This is a genomic window from Magnetovibrio sp., assembly GCF_036568125.1.
Taxonomy (GTDB): domain Bacteria; phylum Pseudomonadota; class Alphaproteobacteria; order Rhodospirillales; family Magnetovibrionaceae; genus Magnetovibrio.
Genome location: NZ_DATCTF010000006.1, coordinates 1 through 22404 on the forward strand (window position 1 = coordinate 1; position 22404 = coordinate 22404).

Here is a 22404-nt window from a genome sequence, read left to right on the forward strand (position 1 = left end):
TCTGCGACAGTTCGCGGATCTCTTCGTCGTCCATCATCTCAAACAGCGCCGTCGACTGCTCTTCACCCAACGACAGCATGAAGATCGCCGCTTTTTGCGGGCCGGTGAGGGATCGGTAATCGTCTTTTACGCGGGCCATGAGCTTTTAAGGGCTACCTCAACTTTCCTGATAAAGCCAGTTGCGAACGATCGACAGGGCTTCATCTGGGTGTTTCTCGACGATTTCGCCAACTTTCTTCACGCTGGACGCCTTCACACGGCCTTCGACACGGTCGATGTCGATGAGTTCTTCAAACATATCCTCTTCCGCCATCGAGCCATCCGGAGCCGGCGGTGCGGCCAAGGCACCGGCGGCAAGTTGGGCTTGGTCGGCGATCATGCGACCGCTTTCGGCCATCGAGTTCATGGCGCCGGGCAGGGCTTCGAACGCGCGGCTGATCAGGGGGCGCACCACCAGCAAGATCACCAAGATGGCGAGGATCAAAATCACCAGCATTTCCGCGACTTGCAGGAAGTCCTGTTTCTCCATGCCGAAGAACAGGTCCAGTTTCGGCGGCGGTGGCAGTTCGGTGTCGGCGAAGCGCATGTTGATGACTTCGACCACGTCACCGCGGGCTTGATCAAAGCCGATCGCACCCTTTACCAGCGACACGAGCATCTCCATCTCTTCCGGGGTACGCGCCCGGTAGGCGCGGTCATCGTTTGCGTCCAACTCGTAGGCGCCATCGACCAGCACGGCGACGGACAGGCGGTTGACGATGCCTGTATCGCGAACTTGATTGACGACACGCTTGGAAATTTCGAAGTTGACGACTTCTTCGGTACGATTGTCGGATGCGTTGCGGGTCGCCTGATCGCCGCCGGCACCTGCACCGTCGGGCAGGTTGGCGTTAACGGATACAGGCAACGGTTCCTGGTCGCGTTGCGAGGTGCTTTGTTCGATCGAGTTGGTGGAGCGCACCACTTGGCCGTCGGGATCGAAGATCTCTTCGTTGGTGGTGATGCGGTCGAAATCCATGTCGGCGGTGATTTCGGCGCGAACCTTGCCGAAGCCGACCGATTTTTCGAGCAGCTTTTCGACTACGTTTTGCAGACGGGCTTCAAATGCACGGCGACGCTCATCGGCCTGCTGGGAAACCAGGGCCGGGTTGGTCGCAGGATCGCCTTCGAAACCGCGCGCCAGGAGTTCGCCCTTGTCATCAATGATCGAGATCGAGCGCGGCAACAGACCTGGGACGGCGGCGGCCACCAGATGCTGAATGGCCATCACTTGGTTGGTATCCAAGCGCATCGCGCCGCGCATCTTCAAAAAGATCGAGGCGGTCGGTTGGGTTTGTTGGCGTTGGAACAGTTGGCGTTGGGGCAATACCAGATGGACACGGGTCGAACGCACGTTGTTGATGGTCTGAATGGTGCGGGCGAGCTCACCTTCCAAAGCACGGACTTTATTGATGTTTTGCTGGAAATTGGTGGAGCCGAGCGAACCTTGCTTGTCGAACAGCTCATAACCGACTGAGCCCGATGACGGCAGTCCCTGATTGGCCATGGCAAGGCGCAATTGAGCGGCTTGGCCGTCGGGAACGAAAATCTGAGTGCCACCGGCGCGCATTTCGAAGGGAACGTTCTGGGCCTGCAATTGGGCGACGATGGCGGTGGAATCCTGGGTTTCCAAATTGCCGTAAAGCAATGCCATCTGCGGCGACGTGATGCGGGTGGCCAAGTAAATGAACAAGCCGATCATGCCGAAGAACACCACGCCCATGATCGCGAGCCGTGCCGTGCCGAGATTGCGCAGTGTCTGCACGAGTGTGTCCACGGAGGAACCCCTCTACCAGTTGCCAAAGTCCTGTTGGTAGCCCTTCTGGGCCCCCGGGGTGCGGTATTCTTCATGCCCTTGCTGGGCAATGCGCCAACCCGTTTCTCCACCGTCTAAGCTAGTGGCTTGATGGTGAATAAGTTATTAACAGGGCGGCAAAAATTGCCTACTCGGCATGCCTCTGGGTTGGTTGGGGTTATAGTTAATTAATCATTGCTTGCAATTTTAGCTAAATTTCGGTAGGGTCATCTATTGTGAGATAGAATTCTCACGTTTAGGCAGAAAGCAAATGGTGAACGCTATGAGCGATTTATCAGTTAATGTGGCGCCGGAGGGCGCCATTTCCCAACCGAGACGGTTGGCTTCATCCGGTCAAAAAGCGACATCCGATACAGGTGCGCAGTCTGCAGTGCGCCAGGGTTCGAGCCCTGACGTCTCCAACTATGTCACCTCGCCGAAGGGCGTTGTCGATCCCGAAAGTGGCGTCTACGTGCTGCAATATCGGGATGGCGCCACGGGGGAAGTTCTCAACCAGTATCCTTCTGAAAAAGCCGTGAGCGCCTACAAACGTGGTGCATCCAACGGTGAAGCCGCACCCAGCCAAACTACGACGACGGCCGAAGTGCAAGGCGCACCAGGTACGACGACGCAAGCGGTGGGCAGTTCTGCTGCCGGCGTGGCCGTCTCCACGGTCTCCACGGGTTCGGTTGGAGCGACTTCAACGGCTGGACAAGGTCCGGTCCCAACAACGTCGACTTCAGTGGACGTATAACGTAAGTCGCCAGTCAAGGTTTTGAGCGCGCGCCATACAATGGTGCGTGCGTAGTTGCGTCTGCATGTCTGAGACGCCTTCCATATTTAACGTAAGGGCCTGTGTCTCGGTTTTTCTATGACGGTGACGTTAATCATGTACCATGAACGGCGATTCATGCGCGTGATAAAGAGGGCCCGATGAGCGTCAATATGTCTTCTTCTGAGATGCAGGCTTTGCTGTCCCAAGGACTGAAGCTCTACCAAGAGGGGCGAAACCAAGCCGCCTTGGAAGTTTATGACCGTATTTTGGCGCACAGTTCCAATCACGTCGATGCGCTGAACATGGCTGGTGCGACGGCTTGGCGCGATGGCGATGTCAGTCGGGCACTGGCCTATCTGGACAAGGCGATGCTTGCGCATCCGTCCCATCCCCAGGCGTATCTCAATCTTGGCGTCATCTTGGAACAGCACGGCCGGCTCGAAGAGGCCGCAAATGCCTATCGGGCCGCGTTGCAGGCCGACCCCGATCAGATCCTGGCCCACCTTAACCTCGGTAACGCTTTGGCGACGCAGGGGCAAAATACCTTGGCGTTGGAAGCTTTTGACGCAGTGCTGGCGCGCGAGCCGGAAAACTTGGACGCCTTGAACAACAAGGCCCTGGTGCTCAAAACGATGGGTCAAACCGAAGCCGCCGAAATGCTGTTGCGTGAAGCCGTGCGCATCGCACCTTCGTCTGAACAGTCGTGGACGAATTTGGGCTTGGTGTTGCGCCTGGGCGCCAAGGTCGATGAGGCCTTTGTAGCTTATGAACAGGTGTTGCGGCTCAACCCGGCATCGGTCAAGGCGCTCAACAACTTAGCCGTTCTGCACCGTTGGCAGGGCAATCTGGAAGAGGCGGAGGATCTGTGCCGAGGCGTTCTCAAGCATCATCCGGATACGGTCGAGGTGCTCAACAATCTCGGCGATATCCTTCAGGCGCAAGGGCGCGTGGACGAAGCCCGCGCGGCGTTCGAACGGGTGTTGACGATCGATCCCGCGCATCCCGAAGGGCATCATAACCTGGCGGTGTTGATGCTGTTGTGCGGTGAATTCAAAACCGGCTGGCAACATTATGAATGGCGTTGGCTGGCCAAGGAATTTCCGTCCGAGCGCCGCAACTTTCCCCAACCGTTGTGGATGGGCGAAGCTTTAGATGGCAAGACCATTTTGTTGTACGTCGAACAAGGCTTGGGCGATGCTTTGCAATTTGTACGCTACGCGCCCTTGGTCCACGCACGCGGCGGCCGGGTGATCGTGGAATGCCCCAAAAGCCTCAAACGCCTGTTCGAAACCGTTGCCGGGATCGAGCGCGTCATCGCGCGTGGTGAAGATCTGCCACCGTTCGAGGTGCAATGTCCGTTTCTGTCGCTGCCGGGATTATTGTCGCCGGAGGCCGACCTCATCCCCGCCGAGGTTCCTTATTTGGGCGTGGCTGATGACGAGGCGGCGGCGTGGCGTACGCGCCTGCATGATTCCACGGGCCTCAAGGTCGGGCTGGTGTGGGCCGGAAGTCCGCATCACACCAACGACCGTGAACGCTCGATCGCGTTGCAGACCTTGTCGCCTTTGTCTGACGTAAAGGGCTGCACTTTCGTTAATTTACAGATCGGGCCGAGCGCCGAGCAATTGCAACAGGCAAGCTGGCCGATCATCGATTTGACCTACGACATCAAAGATTACGCCGACACGGCGGCATTGGTGTCGCAGTTGGATTTGGTGATCACCGTCGATACCTCGGTCGCGCACGTCGCAGGCGCCTTGGCGAAACCTGTGTGGGTGCTGTTACCCCACGCGCCGGATTGGCGTTGGCAGATCGAACGCACGGACAGCCCGTGGTATCCGACGATGACGCTTTACCGCCAGCCGAAACGGCGCGATTGGATCAGCGTACTGGAACGGGTCGAGCGCGATCTGCGTCAATGGGCAGAGCGAACTTGATGCATTATCGAGGGAAGCGCGTGGTTAACGCGATTTGCGAAACTGGTTGGCGCGGGTGACGCGCAGCGCGGCGATACCGTGTTGATCCAGTAAGCTTTGCCAGGTGACGAACTCTTCCACCGAAAGGGCATAGCGCCGACAAGCGTCTTCCAAGGAAATTAAGCCCGATCGCACGGCATTGACCACGGTTGCCTTGCGCGCGGTAACCCATCTCTTGGTGTCCGCCGGGGGCAGATCGTCCAAGGTCAGATCGCTGGTATCGTTGGGGGCGCCTGGGGCGAAGTGTGTGTTGTCGGTCATTACTCTTGCAGTCTTTGTCTCTTGCCCCTTAGTGATAGCAAGGCGATCTTAAAGAATGCCTAATTGGGGCGGCAAAAGGACAAAACAAAAGAGGCCCCAAAGGGCCTCTTTCGCTGTGCGTGCTTGAAAACGGGGCTTTCTGCCCCGCCAGAGAGCAAACTGAAAATTACTTGGTGCGCATCAGCTCTTCGAGCATCTGGTCGGCGGTGGTGATGATCTTGGTCGAGGCCGAATAAGCGCGCTGCACGACGATCATGTTGGTGAATTCGGCGCCGATATCGACGGTCGAGGCTTCCAGCGCCGACTGCACCACCTGTCCGGCAGGGCCGCTGTCGGCGACGCGAAGCGTATAATCGCCAGATGCCTGAGTGGCAGACCACACGTTACCGGATTTGTTTTCCAACTGGTTGGGGTTGACGAAGGTGGCCATGGGGATCTGGAAAATTTTGCGCGTTTCACCGTTGTCGAACAGCGCGGTGACCAAGCCGTCCTGGCCGATGGTCACACCCGCGAAGGTACCGAATTTGGAGCCGTTCTGGGTGATGAAGTCGGGCACGAACTGTGCGCCGAACTGGACCATGCCGTTGGACTCACCCACGGTGCCGAAGTCAAGCGTCACGCGGCTGCCTTCACCGGCAGCATTGCTCATGTTCTGCGCGCCGTTGGCATAACCGAGGATTTCCAAGGAAACGGCGTTGAATGCGGACGGCACGCCACCGGCATCGAAAATCATGCCCTTGGTGGTGGAAACGGACGTTGTCGTGCCGTGTGCGGTGCCGTCGCCATCGGTCAATGTGATGCCCAGCGCCGTGGTGTCCACGGTGTTGGTGACGTTGTTCACGGTTTCGAGATAGAGGGTATCGACCGTAGCACCGCCCACGGCCAAGGTCCGTACGCGATTGCCGGTAACGGCAAGGGTCGTGTCCTGCCCTTCGATCGCGGCTTCCAAGTCAGCGAGCATGCTCGCCACGGTGCCACCAGCCGTTGAAACGATGGTATTGGCGCCGGTTGCGTCCGCAGCTTCACCCGATTGGAACGTGTAGGTCGTGCCGCGAATAACGATGGAGGTGCCGTTCGCGGGGACGGAGGGGAACTTGAACAAGGTGAAGTCGCTATAGGTGTTGTCTTGCTGCTGGACCGTGAAGCTGCTGGTCTGCTTGGTCACCGCGGCGCCGGTGGAACTGAGCAGGGAGGCCGGGTTCACAGTGATGTTGCCCACGCCGTTTTCGCGGAACTCAACCGCAGTGGTAACGCCGTCTTTAACCTTGATGCGGCTGCTCAGTGCGGCGGTCGGCACGGCGAAGGTCGGGTCGTTGGCTTCGACGCGAGCGACCAAATCGGCCACCACTTGGGTCAAGGTGCGACCGGCAGCGGTGGAGATGTTGACGCCGGCCGTGGCGCCGGTGGTGAAGGTGTAGGTCGTGCTGTTGATGGTCAGCGTGCTGGTCGCCGACGGAATGGCGGTGAATTCCAACAAACCGTTGCTCTCGTAAACCAAAGGTGTGCTTGCGCCGTCGTACAGCGTTGCGACGCTGGTGCCCGGCGGCGGGGCGATGGATACGTCCCACTGGTTGGGTACGGTGCTTTTGGTATAGACAACCGACATGTTGTTGGCGGTACCGAGCGAGTCGAAGAATTCAACGTCGGTTTTATGTGTGTCACCCGCTTCGCTGTCGGTGCCCGACGCCGGCAAGTTCGCGCCGATGGCAACGTTTGAGGTCGCCGCTGCCGTGCCGCCAACGCGGTTGAGGTTGATGCTTTCCACGTAGTCGGTGGAGATGATGTTTTGGTTGGTGATGGTCAGCGAGCTGTTGGCAGGCTTGACCACGCCTGCGGCATCGGTCGGCCAACCTTGCAGGTAGTAACCCTGGACGTTCTTCAAATAGCCTTCGTCGTCCTGAATGAACGAACCCGCGCGGGTGAACAGATAGGGGTCGGAAACGCCCGGATTGCTGGCTTGGTTGACGACGAAGAAACCGCCGCCGGAAACCGCGATATCGGTCTGCGAAGTCGAAGCCTGCAGCAAACCCTGCACATCGGTCTGTTGGCGCGGTTTGGATTGCACACCACCTGCGGAATAAAACGTCGAAGAGGTTTGCTTGGTCACCAAGGTCTGAAAGTTGACCGTGGTTCCCTTATAGCCAATCGTACTGACGTTGGTGATGTTGTCAGAGATGGCGCCCATGGCGCTCGACTGAGCGGTAAGTCCGGAAACACCGGAAAACAATGCACCATACAAGCTCATTTTACTCTCCTATCTTTCATCCGACGATGGTCGGTATCTGTCGTATCTGCCGTGCGCCGTTGCGTAGCGTTCCTTAGGGAGCCGCCGGCGCAGAAGCGATGATGGGCTGTTCCACGGAAATGATGTTGGTCATGTCGGTTTCGACGTCACCCATGGTGACGGTGACGTTGCCGTCCTTGACGCCGGTCGAGGTGACGTATCCGAATACGGTCTGTTGAACCGGGAGCAAGTTGCCGTCGGCATCCTTGGCGCTGACCACCAAGGTGTAGGCGCCGTCCGGTGCGGTGGTGCCGTCGTTCTTGCTGCCGTCCCAGCCGATGCGGTGCAAGCCGGGGTCGGTTTCGCCTTTGACGGTGAACATGGTCTTGCCCGATGCATCTTGAACGGTGAGGATATTTGTTTCGACGCCGGCGGGCAGGGTGTAGGTCGCCACGGCCTGGCTGTTGAGCATGTAGAATTCGTCGCCCTTGGCTTCGACCACCTTATCGAGATAGTTGACCATCGACGCAGCCTGGGTGTTTTGCTGCGCGGTGATCATTTTTTCCAGGTTGGCGTTCGCCTGAATCTGTTGCTCGACGGATGAGAATTGCACCAACTGATTGGTGAACTCACTGGCATCCATCGGGTCGAGCGGATCTTGGTTTTGCAATTGAGACACCAACAGCTTGAGGAACTGATTGAGGTCGTCTTTAAGCTTTTTCTGATCCTGACCCGCCTTGGTCGATGTATCGATGGCGGTGGTATCGCTGATACTGTCAAACATCGCTCTGTCCTTTACGCCGTGATGTCGACACGGTCTTCACTGATGATGTTGGGACGGCTCGTGTTGGCCTCCAACAATTCGTCGAGGGTCGGTTCGTTGGTCAACGGACCCGAACCCAGACCGCGACCGGCCGTTTCCTGGCCGTCCTGAGCTTGCCCGCCGTTTTCACGCAGGTTGTAGCTAACGTCGCCCGATCCCATGTTCAGGCCGGCTTCGCGCATGGCGCGTTCCAGTTCGCGGGAATCTTGTTTGAGCAAGTCCAGGGTGTCCTTGTTGTCGGCGGTGACCACCGCAGTGACGCGGCCGTCGGACGCCATTTCAAGCTGCACGTCGATGCGGCCCAAGTGGGCGGGGCGCAACTGAATGCTGATTTTGTCCAGGCCGTCGGCGATGGCCTTGGTGATTTGCACATTGACCTGCTCGGTCACGGCAGCACGATGCTGGGCATGTGGATTGGCTGCGGCTTTTTGCGGCATGGCGGCTTGGTGGTTGAGCTGCGTAGGTGCCGTTTGCGTCAAGCCGGGGGCGTTGCTCATGCCTTCGGTGCCGCCAATTTTGACGGTGGCGTTGGCGGCGTGTGTGCTCGCGTTTTGTGCGGCCTGGGCCTTGTTGTCGGTTGCGGAAACCGTTTTGGTAGCTTCGACCTGGGCCATTTGCAACTGCTGTTGCGCCTGCTGCTGGGCGTCGCCGCCCGGCTGCTGCCCCGTTTGATTGCCGAGGTTGTGGCTCGGCGCGGTTTGCGGACCCGGCGCTGCTGCGCGCGTTGCGGCCTGGGGTGTGGTTTGCGACGTGGTGTTGGCATCATCGGCTATGGCGGCTTGCGCACTCAGATTGGCCGTCGGCTGGCTGACCAGCTGCTCGGATTGCTTGGTCACCGTGACGTTGACGTTCAATTTCTGGTCCGGGCCGACCTTGGCGGCGATATCGGCGGCCTGCTGCTGTTTCAGCGCGGCGTCGGAATTCAAGGTGTGGGTACCGTCGGACTTTTGCCCCGTATTGGCTTGGGACTGTTGCTGCCCGGTGTTGGCGGTGGCTTTTTTCTGTGCGTTTTGTGCCGCAAGGTCGACATCGCCAACCTCGTCCCCAGGTTTGGTCGGGCCAGTTGCGAGCTGTTGGGTGTTTGCGGATTGTTGAGTTTTTGCCCCGCCATCTTGTTGCGAGGTAGCGACAGCGGTCGTGTCGGTCTTGCCGATCATATCGACGACGGCAGCGACAACTTGTTCGCCGTGGCCGGGTGCAGTTTGTTCGGTTGCGGTTTGTGCGACAGCCTCGCCGGTGTCGACGGCTTCTTCGTTATCGCCGGATTGGGCTTGTTGCTCCGGAACTTTGTCGGTTTGCGTCTGATCGCTGTCGGACGAAGCCTTTTGCTGGCTGGCGCCATCGTCGTTGCGATCGTTTTGCGCTGTTTCGTTACGCGGTGCATCTTGTTGTTGGGTGTCGCGCGGCGCGTCGTTCTTCACTTCGACTGGGCGGGCCGTGTCATCGCGGTTGGGTTCAGGGGCCTCGGCGCGTTCGCGCGGCTTGCGGTCATCGCGCGGCGCCACTTCGGCGGGCTGCGCGTCGGCCTTGGGCTCAGGCTTTGCGGCCTGGTTGGCGCTCATGGTTTCGGCCAGGTTCGCCTTGCGGTGTTCGGCGACACCTTGTCCGGACATTTTCATCCGCTCGGCGACAGCGGCGGAAAAATCGCCCATCAGCTGTTCAGCGGTGCTTTTCGGCTTCGAGCCAGCAGCGGCGTCAACGATGGCTTTGGTTTTTGCTGCAGAAACGTCCATTGGACCTAACCCTTGTGTTGCTTTCATCCGCTGATATCAAAGCAAGGGCTGTGCCAGGGTGGGTTGTTCATGTAATGCAATGAAAATAAAGTAAAAATTATTAGCAGAGATCTCTCTCTCTCGGTCGTTGGCGGCACTTGCGGCTTTTTTTGCCTGCGTAGGGGGGAAGATAATGCCTAGCCGGGCACGCTTGTCGCTATGCCGTAATGACCACCGGGGAGGCGTAAAAAATTTCATTGAGATTTAAGGCTTCGACGTTACTCTTTGTCGTGCGCGCACATGGCGTTCTTCTTTTTCTCTCACTGTGGTGACGATGTCTCAAATCCAAACGCAATCGCATCAAGAAGACTTGGTGGCCTTATTGAAGGTTCTGTCTGGCGAAGTATCGGATGATCCGATTGCAGTCACACAAGATTTCATAAGCAAGCACCCTGAGCAGAGCGAAGGATACTTTATCCTTGGGGTTCTGACGTACCTATCGGGCTATGTTGGCGATGCGATCAGTATGATCGAAAAGGCCCATGAACTGGACCCCGATGTGCGTGAATACGCTCAGGCGTTGTCTAGCCTCTATACCAAATCCGATAGACTGAACGATGCGCTCTATTTCGCCAAACTCGGTGTGGTGCTGGCCTCTCATCCGCAAATGGCGGGTATCTTGCCGCCGGATTTGAAGAATTTTGTCGAAACAGCCGAGCATGAACTGATCCATAGTCACTATGTGACGGCATTGGTCGCTTTCGATCAGCGTGAGTTCGAAAAGGTTATTTCTGAATGCGAACTCGAGCTGAAAATGGATTCTTCCTATGTTCCTGCGTTGGATCTTTATGCCCGAACGTTGATCGAAATGGGCGATTATGGGTATGCCGTTCCTGTTCTCCAACGCGTCTTGCAGCTCAAGCCCAATAATGTCGACTATTGTTTGAGTTTGGCTGATGCGTTGAGCCACTTGGGGTTTTTCGAACAAGCGCGGGATTACATTGAAAAAGCTCTACAGGGGGCGCCAGGTGATCTTAAAGTCGGCGTTAGAGCTTTTTACCTGTTGTCGTTGATGCCCAAAGCCGAACAGGTGCGTGGGGCCGTATGGGAGACCCTCACACAGGCTGGATTGACGAACGAAGAACCGTATTTCCCTTATACGCCATCATCCGATGGCAAAATCCGCATCGGCTTCCTTTCCGACAAATGTTACGACTGCTTTGAAGGCTCGGTGTTGAGCCACCTCTTGGAACGGTTCGACAAGAACTTGCTCGAGGGGCACGTCTATATCCAAAACATCAATCACGATGGCGTCACGCAGGCCATCAAGAATTGGGCCGACAGCTCTCGCCCCGTTTACGATGTCAACGACAAGACGTTGGCGCTCATCATGCAACGTGACCAAATCGACATCCTGATTGATATGTGCGGTGCTGGGCAAAATCAAAGGCTTGCCTTCGTCGCCCATCAACCATGCGGATTGCGCCTCAGTTGGTTGGCGCCTTTACACGGCGGCGGTCTGCCGGGCATCAATTTCGTCGTCACGGACGGCAGCACTGATTCCGCTCAGGCGCGGTTTTTAAGAGCACAGCAGGCAAATTTACGCCTCAATGGTCCCGTGTTTGCGCGAAAGCCAGTGCGTGGATACGGTGATCCATCGCCGCCGCCCGTACAGAGCAAGGGGTATGTCACGTTTGGCGCTTACCTTGATTTTCGCGCTTTGTCCGATCGGGACGGGGCCTTATGGGTTCGGTTGTTGACCGAGGTCGACAACGCCAAGCTTCGTCTTCACATCGGGGCGCGAATATCTGAAATCGGCTTGGCGCGGCTCAATGAAATTTTTGAGCCGGTGGGCTTGCTCGAGCGCATTGAGCTCTATACGCCAGATGAAGACGAGCGCCTGGGTGGTTTTTTCGATCACGTGGATATTTTTCTCGCGGCCAAAACCGAAAAGATCGATTCGATTATCAAGGCGCTGTGGATGGGTGTTCCTTGCCTCACCAGGCCGGATGACGAAATTTCATATGTGACGTATAGCGGCGCCGTTTTACGCGCCGCCGGAATACCGTCTTGGGCCTGTGAAGACGACGATGCCTTTTTGACCGTCGCCAAGTCGCTGGCCTCAAATCATGGTGAACTGGCCGGTCTCCGCAATGCACTGCGCCCACAATGCGCGCAATCCGCGCTGATGAACGTGGATAGTTTCGCCCTAGATTTTCAAGGCAAATTGGCCGAGATGTTTTTCACGAAAATTCAAAAAAGGTGATCAATCATGGCGGCCGCCGACGAACTTTTCGAAAGAAATCTTGATTTTTTCAAGATCATCAATCCAGCCCTCGCTGAACGGTTGTCCAATCATGAAGCCCTGTCGAAGTTGGTTTTTGACGAGGACGGTGAACCGGATGTGCTTTTTCAGGGTATGAAGCTTTACGGCAAGGGGGCCCAGAAGCATGTAGAGCAGCAGATCGAGCAGTATTGGAATAGCCCCGGCGTGATCACGCTGACGTATGATTCAGTGGCGAATATGGATTCTGAGGGCACGCGACTGCTCAACGACTTAAAGCAATTTGCCGAAGACAATGCAGTCACCTTCAACGAACAAAGAACCACCCGCAATGCATTTCACCTTGTGGTGCAGGGAGTTGGGTTGGGCCAGCATATTGAGCCGCTGCTTGCAGATGTTAAGCCGCGGAACTTGGTGCTCATCGAGCCGAACATGGAATTCCTGTATCAGTCACTGTTCTGTCTCGATTGGAAGAGGGTGATTGGTAAAGTTCTCGAAGATGGTGGCAACGTCCACATCCTTACGGACGGTAAATCCAGCGGACTGATTTATGATATTCGGCGCATATACACCCAGTATGGCCGCGCCAGTTTCGACGGCCTGACCGTTTACACGCACTATGAAAACCCGGCTTTTTATGCCGTTGAAAAATTCTTGGCTACCCAAGGCGAGATGTTGTTTTCCGGCCTAGGTTTCTTCGAAGATGAACTGAACATGGTCGCCAACACTTATAACAACCTTAAAAGCGGCGAAGAGAAGGTGTTTCTCGCTCATTTGGATCAGCTGGAATTTCCGGTGTTCATCGTCGGTTCGGGGCCTTCCCTCGATGGTTCGATTGAGGTGATCAAGGCCAATCAGAACCGGGCTGTTATTATTTCGTGTGGTACGGCGCTGCTGCCGCTGATGCGGGCTGGCATTAAGCCGGATTTTCATGCCGAGTTGGAACGCGGCAAGGTGCAAATTGAAATTCCAGAGTTCGTTGCTCAGGAGTTTGATATATCCGATGTTTGCCTGGTCGGCTCAACGACGCTTGTTCCTGGGGTGAAAGAGGTTTTTGCCAAGCGTGTGTACTATTTTCGCCACATGCTCAGTTCATTCCCGGTTTTTTCAGGTAATTTGTTGAACTGCCTTAGGTTTCCCGGTCCAAGTGTTGGCAACACCGGAACCAGTTTTGCCCAAGATAGCGGGTTTCGCCAATATTACTTTTTTGGCATGGATCTCGGCTTTGTCGATGAGACTCAACATCACTCCGCAAATACGGTGTACATGGAAAAAGGGGTAAAGCATGAATCGCCCATCAATCCATGGGACCGAACAATGCGTGGGAACTTTGGCGGCTCCGTGAAGGCGGCGCATATTTACGAATGGTCTCGCGACACCCTTGAGGTCTCGATAACGAATTCGTCGATTGGGCACACGTATTACAACTGTAGTGATGGCGCCTATATTGAAGGAACGGTGCCGTTGTTGCCCGAGTTCGTCGATTTACCGGAACCCTCTGAGCCGAAACCAGTTTTTGTCGAGCGTATGATGAGCCGGTTTCCGGTCTATACGAAACAAGATTTCGAAAAGCACTGGCAAGACGGAAAAATCATCCAGGATGTGCGCGAGATTTGCGATCAAATGATTGCGAGCATCTTGGATAATTCGGATCTGAGTACAAAAAGATATATCGGAGAACTGATGAAGGTTGTTCGGCCGTTGGCGTTCGACAATTCCGCAGCATTGACCGTGCGCGGTTCGACGTATCTGCTTTTGGTGGTGGGGGAGTATTTCATCGACCGCATAGAACAATACGACAAAAAAGCCGATCTGATCGGGTTCTTGCGAGACGCATATTGTCGCGGAATCGAATCGATGCGTGATGAGGTGGATGTTGAGATTTCTGCGCTACAAAACACCGGAAGATTGCTAAATAGAGAGTCTTGGGACTGATAAGTTCTTGTGTGTTCAGTGAAATTCGCAGCACTTTTTTTGCTTGTATGTGCGCGGGTGCTTGGCTAAAATGACAAGGTTCACAGTTCAGCAGAATGTTGCGGTGTGGGCAGCAGGATAGAAACCTGCTTTTGCAAAACTTACTCTAGAATAGAGGATTTTCGTTATGGCTGACGTCACACTCTCTGCTGCCGTACGTGGCAGCCTTCTCTCTCTCCAAGGCACCACCAATCTTATCGACCGCACCCAGGGCCGTCTTTCGACCGGCTTGAAAGTTGCGAGTGCTATCGATGATCCGGTTGCCTTCTTCCAAGCAAAGACGCTCACTGACCGCGCGTTTGACTTTACCGAAAAGAAAGACGGTATCGATCAGGGCGTGAGCACGGTTACCGCGGCTATCGATGGTTTGAACGCCGTTGAAAGCATCGTTCGCCAGCTCAAAGGTGTCGCGCAGAGCTTGAAATCCGCGACGGGCACTCAGTTCACCGATCTGATCACCCAGTTCAACGATCTTCGCGCTCAAATCGATCTGCTGACGGCTGACGCCACATATCAGGGCACCAACCTGATCAATGGTACCGGCCAAACGTTGTCGACAGAATTCTCCGACATCACCACCTCCAAGTTGAGCATCTCTTCGGTTGACGTAACCTCCTCCGGTTTGAATGTTACCGATGTGACCGCGATCAGCACTGCGGCCAACACGCTCAACTTCAGCTACGATGCCGTTTCCGCCGCCAGCACGTTGTCGAACGGCGACACTGTGTCCATCACCTATGTCGGTAGCGACGTTACACTTACCACGGCGTCTTCGGCGCAGACCTTCACCTACGGCACCGTTTCGTTGTCGATCGGTGCATTGACTGCGGGTTCGGCCAGTATCTCGTTGGTGAACGGTACGACTTATACCTTGACCATCGCCACCAGCAACACGGTGAACACCCTTAGCGGCACAACCTTGACGGTTGATTTGGCCGATGCTTCGGCGGGTGTGGCGATTGCGGCTGTTACTGCGAAACAGTATGTTGCCGCAAGCAACAGCACCAGTGTCGATACGCAGATCACCAAGTTGAACGACGCTCTGACGACGCTGCGTTCCAAGACTTCCAGCCTTGGTTCCAACGTTGCTTTGCTGCAGACCCGCCTCGACTTCACGCAGTCCTATGTGAACACGCTTGAAGAAGGTGGTTCCAAGCTGACCTTGGCCGATATCAACGAAGAAGGTGCGAACCTTCTGGCTCTCCAGACTCGCCAGCAATTGGGTATCCAATCTCTGTCGTTCGCTGGTCAGGCCGAACAGTCCGTCTTGGGTCTGTTCCGTTAATCGGACAGTTTTGAATAGACTTAGGTCTGAATTCAACTTCACAATGAAACCCCGCTGGTTTTTCAGCGGGGTTTTTTTGTAACCAGACTTCAAGGCATTCGATAAAGTCCATAAAGTGGATGTGCGAGTTGTTCCAAGATAATAGCGGGTGAATGTTTAAAGCTGCGCTGTGGCTGGAAAAGTATGAATAAGAACATCAAAACGTATTCTATTTTTCATCTCAACATGTCGTTTTCCTCGATCGAGGAAAACGATCGCCCGGTTGTCCTGGAACGTTGTTACTGGCCTTTGCTGCAACTGATCAAGGACGGCTATCCCTTAGCCGTCGAGGCCACCGGCTTGACGTTGGAACATATCAGCGAGATCGATCCCCTGTGGATTGAGGAATTGAAGCGGTTGGTACAGAAAGGAAAGTGCGAATTCGTCGGCAGCGGTTACGCGCAATTAATCGGCCCATTGGTGCCGCACGAAGTGAACGTTCAGAATTTACGTGCGGGTAACGCGGTCTATAAAGAATTGCTCGGCGTCGAACCTGCTTTGGGGCTGATCAACGAACAGGCATTTTCCCCCAGTCTCGTGCAGACGTATCTTGATGCGGGCTATAAGGCCATCATCATGGACTGGGCAAATCCACACAGCCAACACAGTAAGGAATGGTCGTCAAGCTGGCGATACTATCCGCAACGTGCGTTGGGTGTGAACGGGCAGAGCATCCCGTTGATTTGGGTGGACTCGATCCCGTTTCAGCGCTTTCAGCGCTATGTCCACGGCGAAATCGATATCGAAGATATGTTCGAATACCTGATGGTCGATCGCGACGATGCCGTGATCGCATTTCCTCTTTACGGAAACGATGCCGAAATTTTCGATTACCGTCCGGGACGCTTCGCCACCGAGCCGGCCATCGAAACCGAAAACGAATGGCATCGCATGCGCGACTTGCTCGACCAAATGTCGGCCACCGGTCATTTTGAATTCGTCCATCCCAGCGTAGTTCTGTCCCTTAAAAACCAGGGCCTTGAAGGGAACCTTCTGTCTCTGGAAAGTCCTGACGACCCGATTCCAGTCAAAAAGCAACCGAAATACAATATCTTACGATGGGCCGCGACGGGTCGAGACGACGTGTGGGCCAACACCGCGTGTTGGCGAGCCTTTAATCGATTGAGCAGCGATGAAAACACCACGGACCAGCAGTGGCGGAATTTGTGTCGGCTGTGGAGCAGCGATTATCGTACCCACATCACCGAAACACGTTGGCGTGACTACATTTCCGAGTTGGCGGATTTTGGCGCCTTCGGTGAACGCAGCGCCGTATTCAAACGCACTGAAGATGTCTTGCGTGTGCGTAAAAATGACCAGTCGGTTTTCCGCCTAGAGCAAGACAGGCGCTATTTGACCGTCTGCGCGCCAAGCGGAACGCTACGGCTGCGTTTGATGCGCGGTCTTGCCATCGAAGGATTTTGGGTGGCAGGCAACGAGCAAAGTTTTTTGCGCACGCTGCCACATGGATATTTCTTCGACATCAATTGGGGTGCGGATTTCTACTCAGGCCACCTGATTGCACAAATTATCGGCCGCCCGCAGGTGACCGATTTGGAAAAGGTCGAGCCGACGATTTTCCTAGATCCCGACAATCGTTTCATTGATGTCGAGGCGCATGTATCGACCTTGGCCGGCCCCTTGTTTAAGCGTGTCAGGTTCTTTGCCCATGAGCCCAGGGTGGAGGTGCGATACCGCGTCGATTGGATCGAAGGCGTTCAAGGTTCGGTGCGGTTCGCCAACATAACCCTCAACCCGGCTTGTTTTGACCGCTCCAGTCTGTTTTATGCGGTTCACAACGGCGGCCCGGACATGGAACGCTATTCGCTTGCAGAACAAGATATCGACCACATGCGCGCGCCATCGTTTTTGGTGTCGGCGCGCGCAGCGACGGGGATGACGCAAGGGCGTCTGATTATCGGCGATGCCACGAACCAAGTCCTTCTGGAATGCCCCAGGGATGTCGCGGCGATGCCTGCGTTGGTCACGTGTAAGGCGGTCGACGATTTGTTCTTTTGTCGGGTTGCGCTATCCGCTCGTGAAATCGATGATACCGCCAAATTGGGGCCTTATTTGCCGATGCCGGGACGCAACGAATACATGTTTGCGATGACGGCGTTGTCGGGCACGTCAAACGTGGCGTAAGTCCAAAACTCTCATCCAACACAAGGCTTGATCAGGCCAACGTTCAACAGACTGTTGAGCACCGCAAAATAGTCGCTGATCGGCCGGCCCATGCGCTCGGCAATGTCCAAAACATCATGATCGCCGTCGGAATAGGCATAGAGATCGCGCAGCGGGCGAATGTCGATGCCGGAACCAACGGTATCTACGTTCGGATACAGTCCATGTTTGCCAAAGCGCGGTTCGCACGGAATCGTAGCCTGATAACGGGCGTTGACCTCGATGGCTTCGATGCATTGTTTCAAGACGTCGAATGCTCCTTGAAGGCCCTCGGCGGACACCACGCTTAAATCGTCGAGTGAGGTGTGGTATTCGGGATAGGTCCCAAACTTAGATCGGCAAAATGTCGCCACCGGCAGGTCCACGCCGGGGCTGCAATACTGGCGTTCGTCGCTGCCGCGATTGGTGAAATCATAACTGTCGTACGCGCCGGCATGGTGATGGAGGACGTGGCGCAAAATACGGTCCGCATAGGTGTTGCCAAGGCGCGATTCCAAGTAGGAATAGGCGCGGTCGTCGCCGACGCATGTGACTTGAAATCCTGCCACGGTGTTGGTTTTCATGATTTCCAGGTTGCGGCTCAAATAGGTGATGGAGCCGATGGTCTCAGGAACGAACACCAGTCGATAGGTGAATTTTCGATCCGCCTCTTGCAGCCAACGTCCCAGCGCCGTCACCACCGCCGGGCCGGACAATTCATTGTTGGCCATGGACGGGTGACACATATAGGTCGATAGCAGAACTTCACGATTGCTTTCGCCGGCAATCACCACGTCGCCGTAGGTGAGATGGCCCGGTTTGAGGGTCGCGTCAATGTAGGCACGATACCGGCCCGGCTTCATCTTTTGTCGCTCAGCATGGGACAGGCAAAATCCCCAGCCGCGCTGATAGTAGCTGGTGACATAGGGAATCGCGTCGGGCTTGTCCGCCAAGGAATAGAGATGCGGTTGCAACTCTTCCAACGTCAGCCATTGATCGACCGGTTCCGAATATCCCACCAGGTGAAGATTGTGGCGGGAAAAGTCGGCAAAGCGGTGCCCGGTTTCGTCTTCGAGATAAGCCTCGCGCACGTTCCATTCATCGGGCACGACCCAATCGAACGCGGGCGTTCCGGACGGGACTTCGTAAATCTCGAGATCTGGTAGGCGGTCTTGAAGATATCTCAAGGTTTGACGCACGCCATCTCCGGTGATGGATCGGTTGAGCGGCATGAGGTCGCGGATCCATGCGTACATGTCGTCGCCACGAGATGAGGTCATGGCTCAGTCCTCCACCGGCTTGCGGCATGTCACGGCCCACGACGCCGAGGTGCGCTGTTCGATCATATGCTCGCACGTCATGTGGTTTTTGGTCGTGATGGTGAAGCGGCTGGCGAACAAGTCGTCGATGTCTCGGAGGCTGGCGAAGAAGGTCGTACCGATGGGCTTGAAGGTGCCTTCGCTAAAGACTTCGCAAGACCCATCGCCAAGGGGGGTGCCGTAGTTTTTTTCGAAATGCGCGTCGCTCCACAGCTCGGAGTACAGCTCGCCACAAGGCTTCAAGGTGCGCTTGATTTCATCAAGGGTCGCTTCGATGGTGGCGCGGCGATTGTGGCTCAGTGCGCAGCGGTCGATGACCAGATCGAAAAAGTTATCGGGCCACGGTAAGTTGGCGAAGTCACCAACCCGGGCGTCGGCGCTCAAATGTTCGCGTTCGAGGCGTCGTTTGGCGAATGCCACCGCACTGGCCGAACCGTCGATGCCAAACGCCTGGAACCCCGCGCTGGCGATGAACACCAAGTTGTTGCCGGCGCCGCATCCGATGTCGAGCACCTTGATCAGGGACTTGTCCGGGCTTCCTGCGCCAAAGCGCATGACATGGGAAACCACGGTGTGGTGAGGATAGTGATTGAGCTGCAAGCCCTCGGCATAGATATCCTTTTCCCATCGTTCGTTGAAGCTCATGTCGCGCGGTTCCGTGCAGTCAGGTCAAGAGGTTGCGGGGTAGGTGAGATTGTAGTACGGGCACAATGCGCCACCGAAACTTAATTTGAAATAACCGCGTTTGGGACTGTTGACGCCCTCCAGATCAACCTCGTTCACGCCAGCTTCATTGAGCATCTGAAAAGCGCGCCACAGCACATAGGTTCCGCCGTGATTGTCGCGTCCTTCGGCGGCGTTGGCGCCGTAGAGATAATACGCGCGCGCACCGTCGATTCCGAACACCGCGATGTTGCCCACCGTGCCGTCGGCTAATCGGGCGACGAACATGCGCGCCATGTCGGCGTTCGCGAGCGATTGGATAAGTGCCGACAGGCGCGCCAGGTCAGGTTCGTCGACGACTTGGTTTTGGCGCTCAAAAGTTTTGCGGTAGAGGTTTTCAAAGCGGTCGATATCCAAGCTGTCATCGACCTCTACACCGTGTTTGATGGCGTAACGAATTTCTTGGCGGCGCGATTTGTTGGCGCGCTCGTAAACCGGGTTGGCGCCCAATGGCGCGTTCGCATCGTGAATGTCGAGGAGGCTGGTGTATCGTACCTGGGTGCTGAAATGTAGACCGTCGCCGGCGTAGTTATGCCACAAGAACGGCCGTATATCGGTGAAGCCCGGCGCGCAAAATAGATCGAGACGCTTATAGGTTTTGGTTAGGTCGCGGACCATGGCGGATATGATGCGGAACTGTTCCGACAGCACTTGGGCAGGGCCTTGTTGTGCGCGGGGTTCGGCGAACATGATGCCATTGTAGATCACGCCGGGCGGGCGCAGGCCATGGCGGCCATCGGCGCTTTCGTGCAGCACTACGGCGCCAACCGTCTCTTCGTTCTTAAGGCAATACCAGAGCGCCAGGTGTTCATCGAGTGCTGAGAGAAAAGCGGTGCGGGAAAAAATAGATCCTTGCGGTGAGGTCGCGGCAAATCGATCCCAGCGCTCATCCAGTTCACCGCGTACCAAGCGGTACGGGGTGAGGTCCATCAGGCCCTCGACGTAAAACTCCTTATCCATACGTGCTGCGTATTGCCTTCTTTCCGACGACTGTGAAAATTGCGCTTATTGCGGAGCCTTTGCCGCGGTTTCCGCATCCCAATTTTCGCCTTTTACGACATCGTCTTTTGACGTCACCGGGGATTTCCCATCATATGCGAAATCGGCGTTGATCTGAATATAGGCGGCCCACTGCTCGGGCACTTCGTCATCGATAAAGATCGCTTCGGCTGGACAGGCGCGCACGCAGGCGTCGCAGTCGATGCATTCGTCAGGGTTGATATACAGCATATCGTCGCCTTCGTAGATGCAGTCCACGGGGCAGACTTCGACACAATCGCCGTACTTGCACTTGACGCAAGGCTCACAAATTACATACGTCATGATCAGTCGTCTTTATCGGTTGAGGTCTATGGATTGGCGCCTTTATAGACGAAATGGTCGGTCGGCAGTTCGTTGTCGTTTTTGAACTCGACCCCAATCTCGCCTTCCTTAAATTGGGCCAGCAGATCGTGATATTCTTCTTCGTTCATGCTTTCTTGGCCCTTGGCGATTTTGTTGGGCACCGTCTTTTCCAGGAATTCCTTAATCGGGGCGGTGGCGCGCCACTCTTCGTACAACTCCCACATGCCATGCTTTTTGCACAGTTCACGGACCCGTTCGTCGCTCAAGATCAAAATCGGCACGCGACAGCGCAAGAACGCTTCGAGCTGGGCGAGGCTCTTTTCCTCGCGAGAGAACTCGGCGGAATCGAACATGCCGTCGTCGGGTAGTTTTTCATAGCGGCCTTGGAAGTTTGGAATATACCCGTCTTCGATTTCGCCCCGTTCGACGAAGTAGTCGTATGCGGGCGTACCGCGAAACGGCGTGAAGATCAGCCACTGCACGATCCGCGGCTGATCGAACTGCAACACCCATTCGATGGAGCGACGGTGCGCTTCGATGGTGTCGCCGGGCAGGCCGATGACCATGTTCATCCACGGCGTGATGCCGGCCTTTTGGATCATGCGGATGGCGGTGGCGATGGTGTCGAGCTTTTCACCCTTGCGTAATTTTCGGAACACTTCCGGGTCGCCCGATTCAATGCCCACCGCCAGAGTTTCGACGCCGGTTTGTTTGAGTAGGTCGAGAAATTCTTCATCGATGTAATCGGCGCGTACATTGAAGACGCTGACCTGATAGGGATAGCCGCGACGCAGATATTCCTTGAGGAAGTCCTTGGCGTGTTCCAGGTCTTGGGTGAAGGCATCGTCGATGATCGAGATCATCTTGCATTTGGGATGGTTCACCGCGATGCGGTCCAGTTCGTCCCAAAATGCCGTGTCCAGCGAGCGGCCGCGCCAGCGGCTGCCAAAAACCTTGGTGGCGGCGCAGAACGTGCAGTTATAATGACAGCCGCGCGACACGAACAACGGATAATCGACCAGGTTTTCACTGTTGATCATGGCGGAAAAAGTTGGTTCGTTGAACACTTCGCTGCGGCCGAGACGCAAGACCTTTTCTTCGCTGTCGAGGATGTCTTGGAAGCGTCCGTCGGCTTCGCCAATCACGACCTTGGTGATGCGCTCGTCTTGTTCGAGAATATCCCAAAAGGCGATCGCATGTGGTCCGCCGACCCAAATCGGAATGCCCATCTCATGTGCGGTGTTGATGGCGGCCTGAACGCGCGGCATGGCCCATTCGTGGGACACAGCGGAAATGCCCAGCAGGTCGGGTTTGGTTTCTTTGAGCAGATCAATGAACGCAGTTTCTTCCTCGCCAACGGCAGGCGGGTTGAAATGGTGGTCCGCGATGGTGACGTGGTGACCGGCGTCGATGATGGTGGTCGCCAAAATGGCGAGGCCGATGGTTGGCAATTCTCCCCTGGTGCTGTCGTAGACACCGGGTTTCCACAGCAAAACATTCATATCGTGTGCCTTTTACCTAATATTCTTCAGGCGTTTCGATCTGCATTCTACAGAACTGACATACTCCCCCGACTATATCAGATCAGTGACTTCGGTAATATTTATTTTTCTTGTGTAGTTTTTGGTGGTGGCGCCTTCTCAACGTCTTGAATGTGCCTTGCAGTCA

At 55.7% G+C, this 22404-nt stretch carries 16 protein-coding genes and 1 pseudogene; 6 read left to right on the forward strand and 11 right to left on the reverse strand.

The features are described from left to right. A pseudogene (locus tag VIN96_RS02235) lies at positions 1-139 on the reverse strand (flagellar motor switch protein FliG); the annotation flags it as partial. An 18-nt stretch (positions 140-157) separates the two neighbouring features. Next, positions 158-1816, reverse strand: a complete 1659-nt coding sequence (fliF, locus tag VIN96_RS02240; RefSeq protein ID WP_331893800.1) for a flagellar basal-body MS-ring/collar protein FliF — start codon at positions 1814-1816, stop codon at positions 158-160. 322 nt (positions 1817-2138) lie between these two features. Here fliF and VIN96_RS02245 point away from each other — a divergent pair, with 322 nt between their 5' ends. Then, positions 2139-2588, forward strand: a complete 450-nt coding sequence (locus tag VIN96_RS02245) for a hypothetical protein (protein WP_331893801.1) — start codon at positions 2139-2141, stop codon at positions 2586-2588. A gap of 179 nt (positions 2589-2767) precedes the next feature. After that, a complete protein-coding gene (locus tag VIN96_RS02250; protein ID WP_331893802.1) occupies positions 2768-4546 on the forward strand; it encodes a tetratricopeptide repeat protein in 1779 nt (592 codons plus the stop codon). Positions 4547-4570: 24 nt separating this feature from the next. On the opposite strand, the gene VIN96_RS02255 is transcribed toward VIN96_RS02250, so the two are convergent. The 4 genes from VIN96_RS02255 to VIN96_RS02270 all read right to left on the reverse strand — a co-directional run bounded on the left by VIN96_RS02255 (position 4571) and on the right by VIN96_RS02270 (position 9626). Then, positions 4571-4846 (reverse strand): DUF1153 domain-containing protein, encoded by a 276-nt coding sequence (locus VIN96_RS02255; protein WP_331893803.1) that lies wholly within the window; start codon positions 4844-4846, stop codon positions 4571-4573. A gap of 166 nt (positions 4847-5012) precedes the next feature. After that, entirely contained in the window at positions 5013-7091 is a 2079-nt protein-coding gene (locus VIN96_RS02260; RefSeq protein ID WP_331893804.1) for a flagellar hook-basal body complex protein, read from the reverse strand. A 73-nt stretch (positions 7092-7164) separates the two neighbouring features. Further along, the gene (locus VIN96_RS02265; protein WP_331893805.1) at positions 7165-7854 is read right to left on the reverse strand and encodes a flagellar hook assembly protein FlgD; all 690 of its coding nucleotides are present in this window, start codon (positions 7852-7854) and stop codon (positions 7165-7167) included. An 11-nt stretch (positions 7855-7865) separates the two neighbouring features. Beyond that, positions 7866-9626: a flagellar hook-length control protein FliK gene (locus tag VIN96_RS02270; RefSeq protein ID WP_331893806.1), complete on the reverse strand. Its 1761-nt coding sequence runs from the start codon at positions 9624-9626 to the stop codon at positions 7866-7868. 313 nt (positions 9627-9939) lie between these two features. Here VIN96_RS02270 and VIN96_RS02275 point away from each other — a divergent pair, with 313 nt between their 5' ends. The 4 genes from VIN96_RS02275 to VIN96_RS02290 all read left to right on the forward strand — a co-directional run bounded on the left by VIN96_RS02275 (position 9940) and on the right by VIN96_RS02290 (position 17332). Beyond that, complete coding sequence (locus tag VIN96_RS02275; RefSeq protein ID WP_331893807.1) at positions 9940-11871, forward strand: tetratricopeptide repeat protein; 1932 nt, start codon at positions 9940-9942, stop codon at positions 11869-11871. 6 nt (positions 11872-11877) lie between these two features. After that, a complete protein-coding gene (locus tag VIN96_RS02280; RefSeq protein ID WP_331893808.1) occupies positions 11878-13824 on the forward strand; it encodes a motility associated factor glycosyltransferase family protein in 1947 nt (648 codons plus the stop codon). A 166-nt stretch (positions 13825-13990) separates the two neighbouring features. After that, complete coding sequence (locus VIN96_RS02285) at positions 13991-15148, forward strand: flagellin (RefSeq protein WP_331893809.1); 1158 nt, start codon at positions 13991-13993, stop codon at positions 15146-15148. Positions 15149-15331: 183 nt separating this feature from the next. Then, complete coding sequence (locus VIN96_RS02290) at positions 15332-17332, forward strand: hypothetical protein (RefSeq protein WP_331893810.1); 2001 nt, start codon at positions 15332-15334, stop codon at positions 17330-17332. Positions 17333-17343: 11 nt separating this feature from the next. Here the strand turns inward: VIN96_RS02290 and VIN96_RS02295 are convergent, their stop codons facing one another. The 5 genes from VIN96_RS02295 to VIN96_RS02315 are packed head-to-tail and all read right to left on the reverse strand — an operon-like array spanning position 17344 to position 22238. Further along, on the reverse strand, positions 17344-18630 hold the full coding sequence (locus VIN96_RS02295) for a DUF4910 domain-containing protein (protein WP_331893811.1): 1287 nt from the start codon (positions 18628-18630) through the stop codon (positions 17344-17346). Positions 18631-18633: 3 nt separating this feature from the next. Further along, positions 18634-19314, reverse strand: coding sequence for a class I SAM-dependent methyltransferase (locus VIN96_RS02300; RefSeq protein ID WP_331893812.1), 681 nt, complete (start codon positions 19312-19314; stop codon positions 18634-18636). Between the two features lie 24 nt (positions 19315-19338). Next, a complete protein-coding gene (locus tag VIN96_RS02305; protein ID WP_331893813.1) occupies positions 19339-20352 on the reverse strand; it encodes a GNAT family N-acetyltransferase in 1014 nt (337 codons plus the stop codon). Between the two features lie 45 nt (positions 20353-20397). Further along, positions 20398-20715: a ferredoxin family protein gene (locus VIN96_RS02310; RefSeq protein ID WP_331893814.1), complete on the reverse strand. Its 318-nt coding sequence runs from the start codon at positions 20713-20715 to the stop codon at positions 20398-20400. A 26-nt stretch (positions 20716-20741) separates the two neighbouring features. Continuing rightward, positions 20742-22238, reverse strand: coding sequence for a B12-binding domain-containing radical SAM protein (locus VIN96_RS02315; RefSeq protein WP_331893815.1), 1497 nt, complete (start codon positions 22236-22238; stop codon positions 20742-20744). Between the last annotated feature and the right edge of the window lie 166 nt (positions 22239-22404).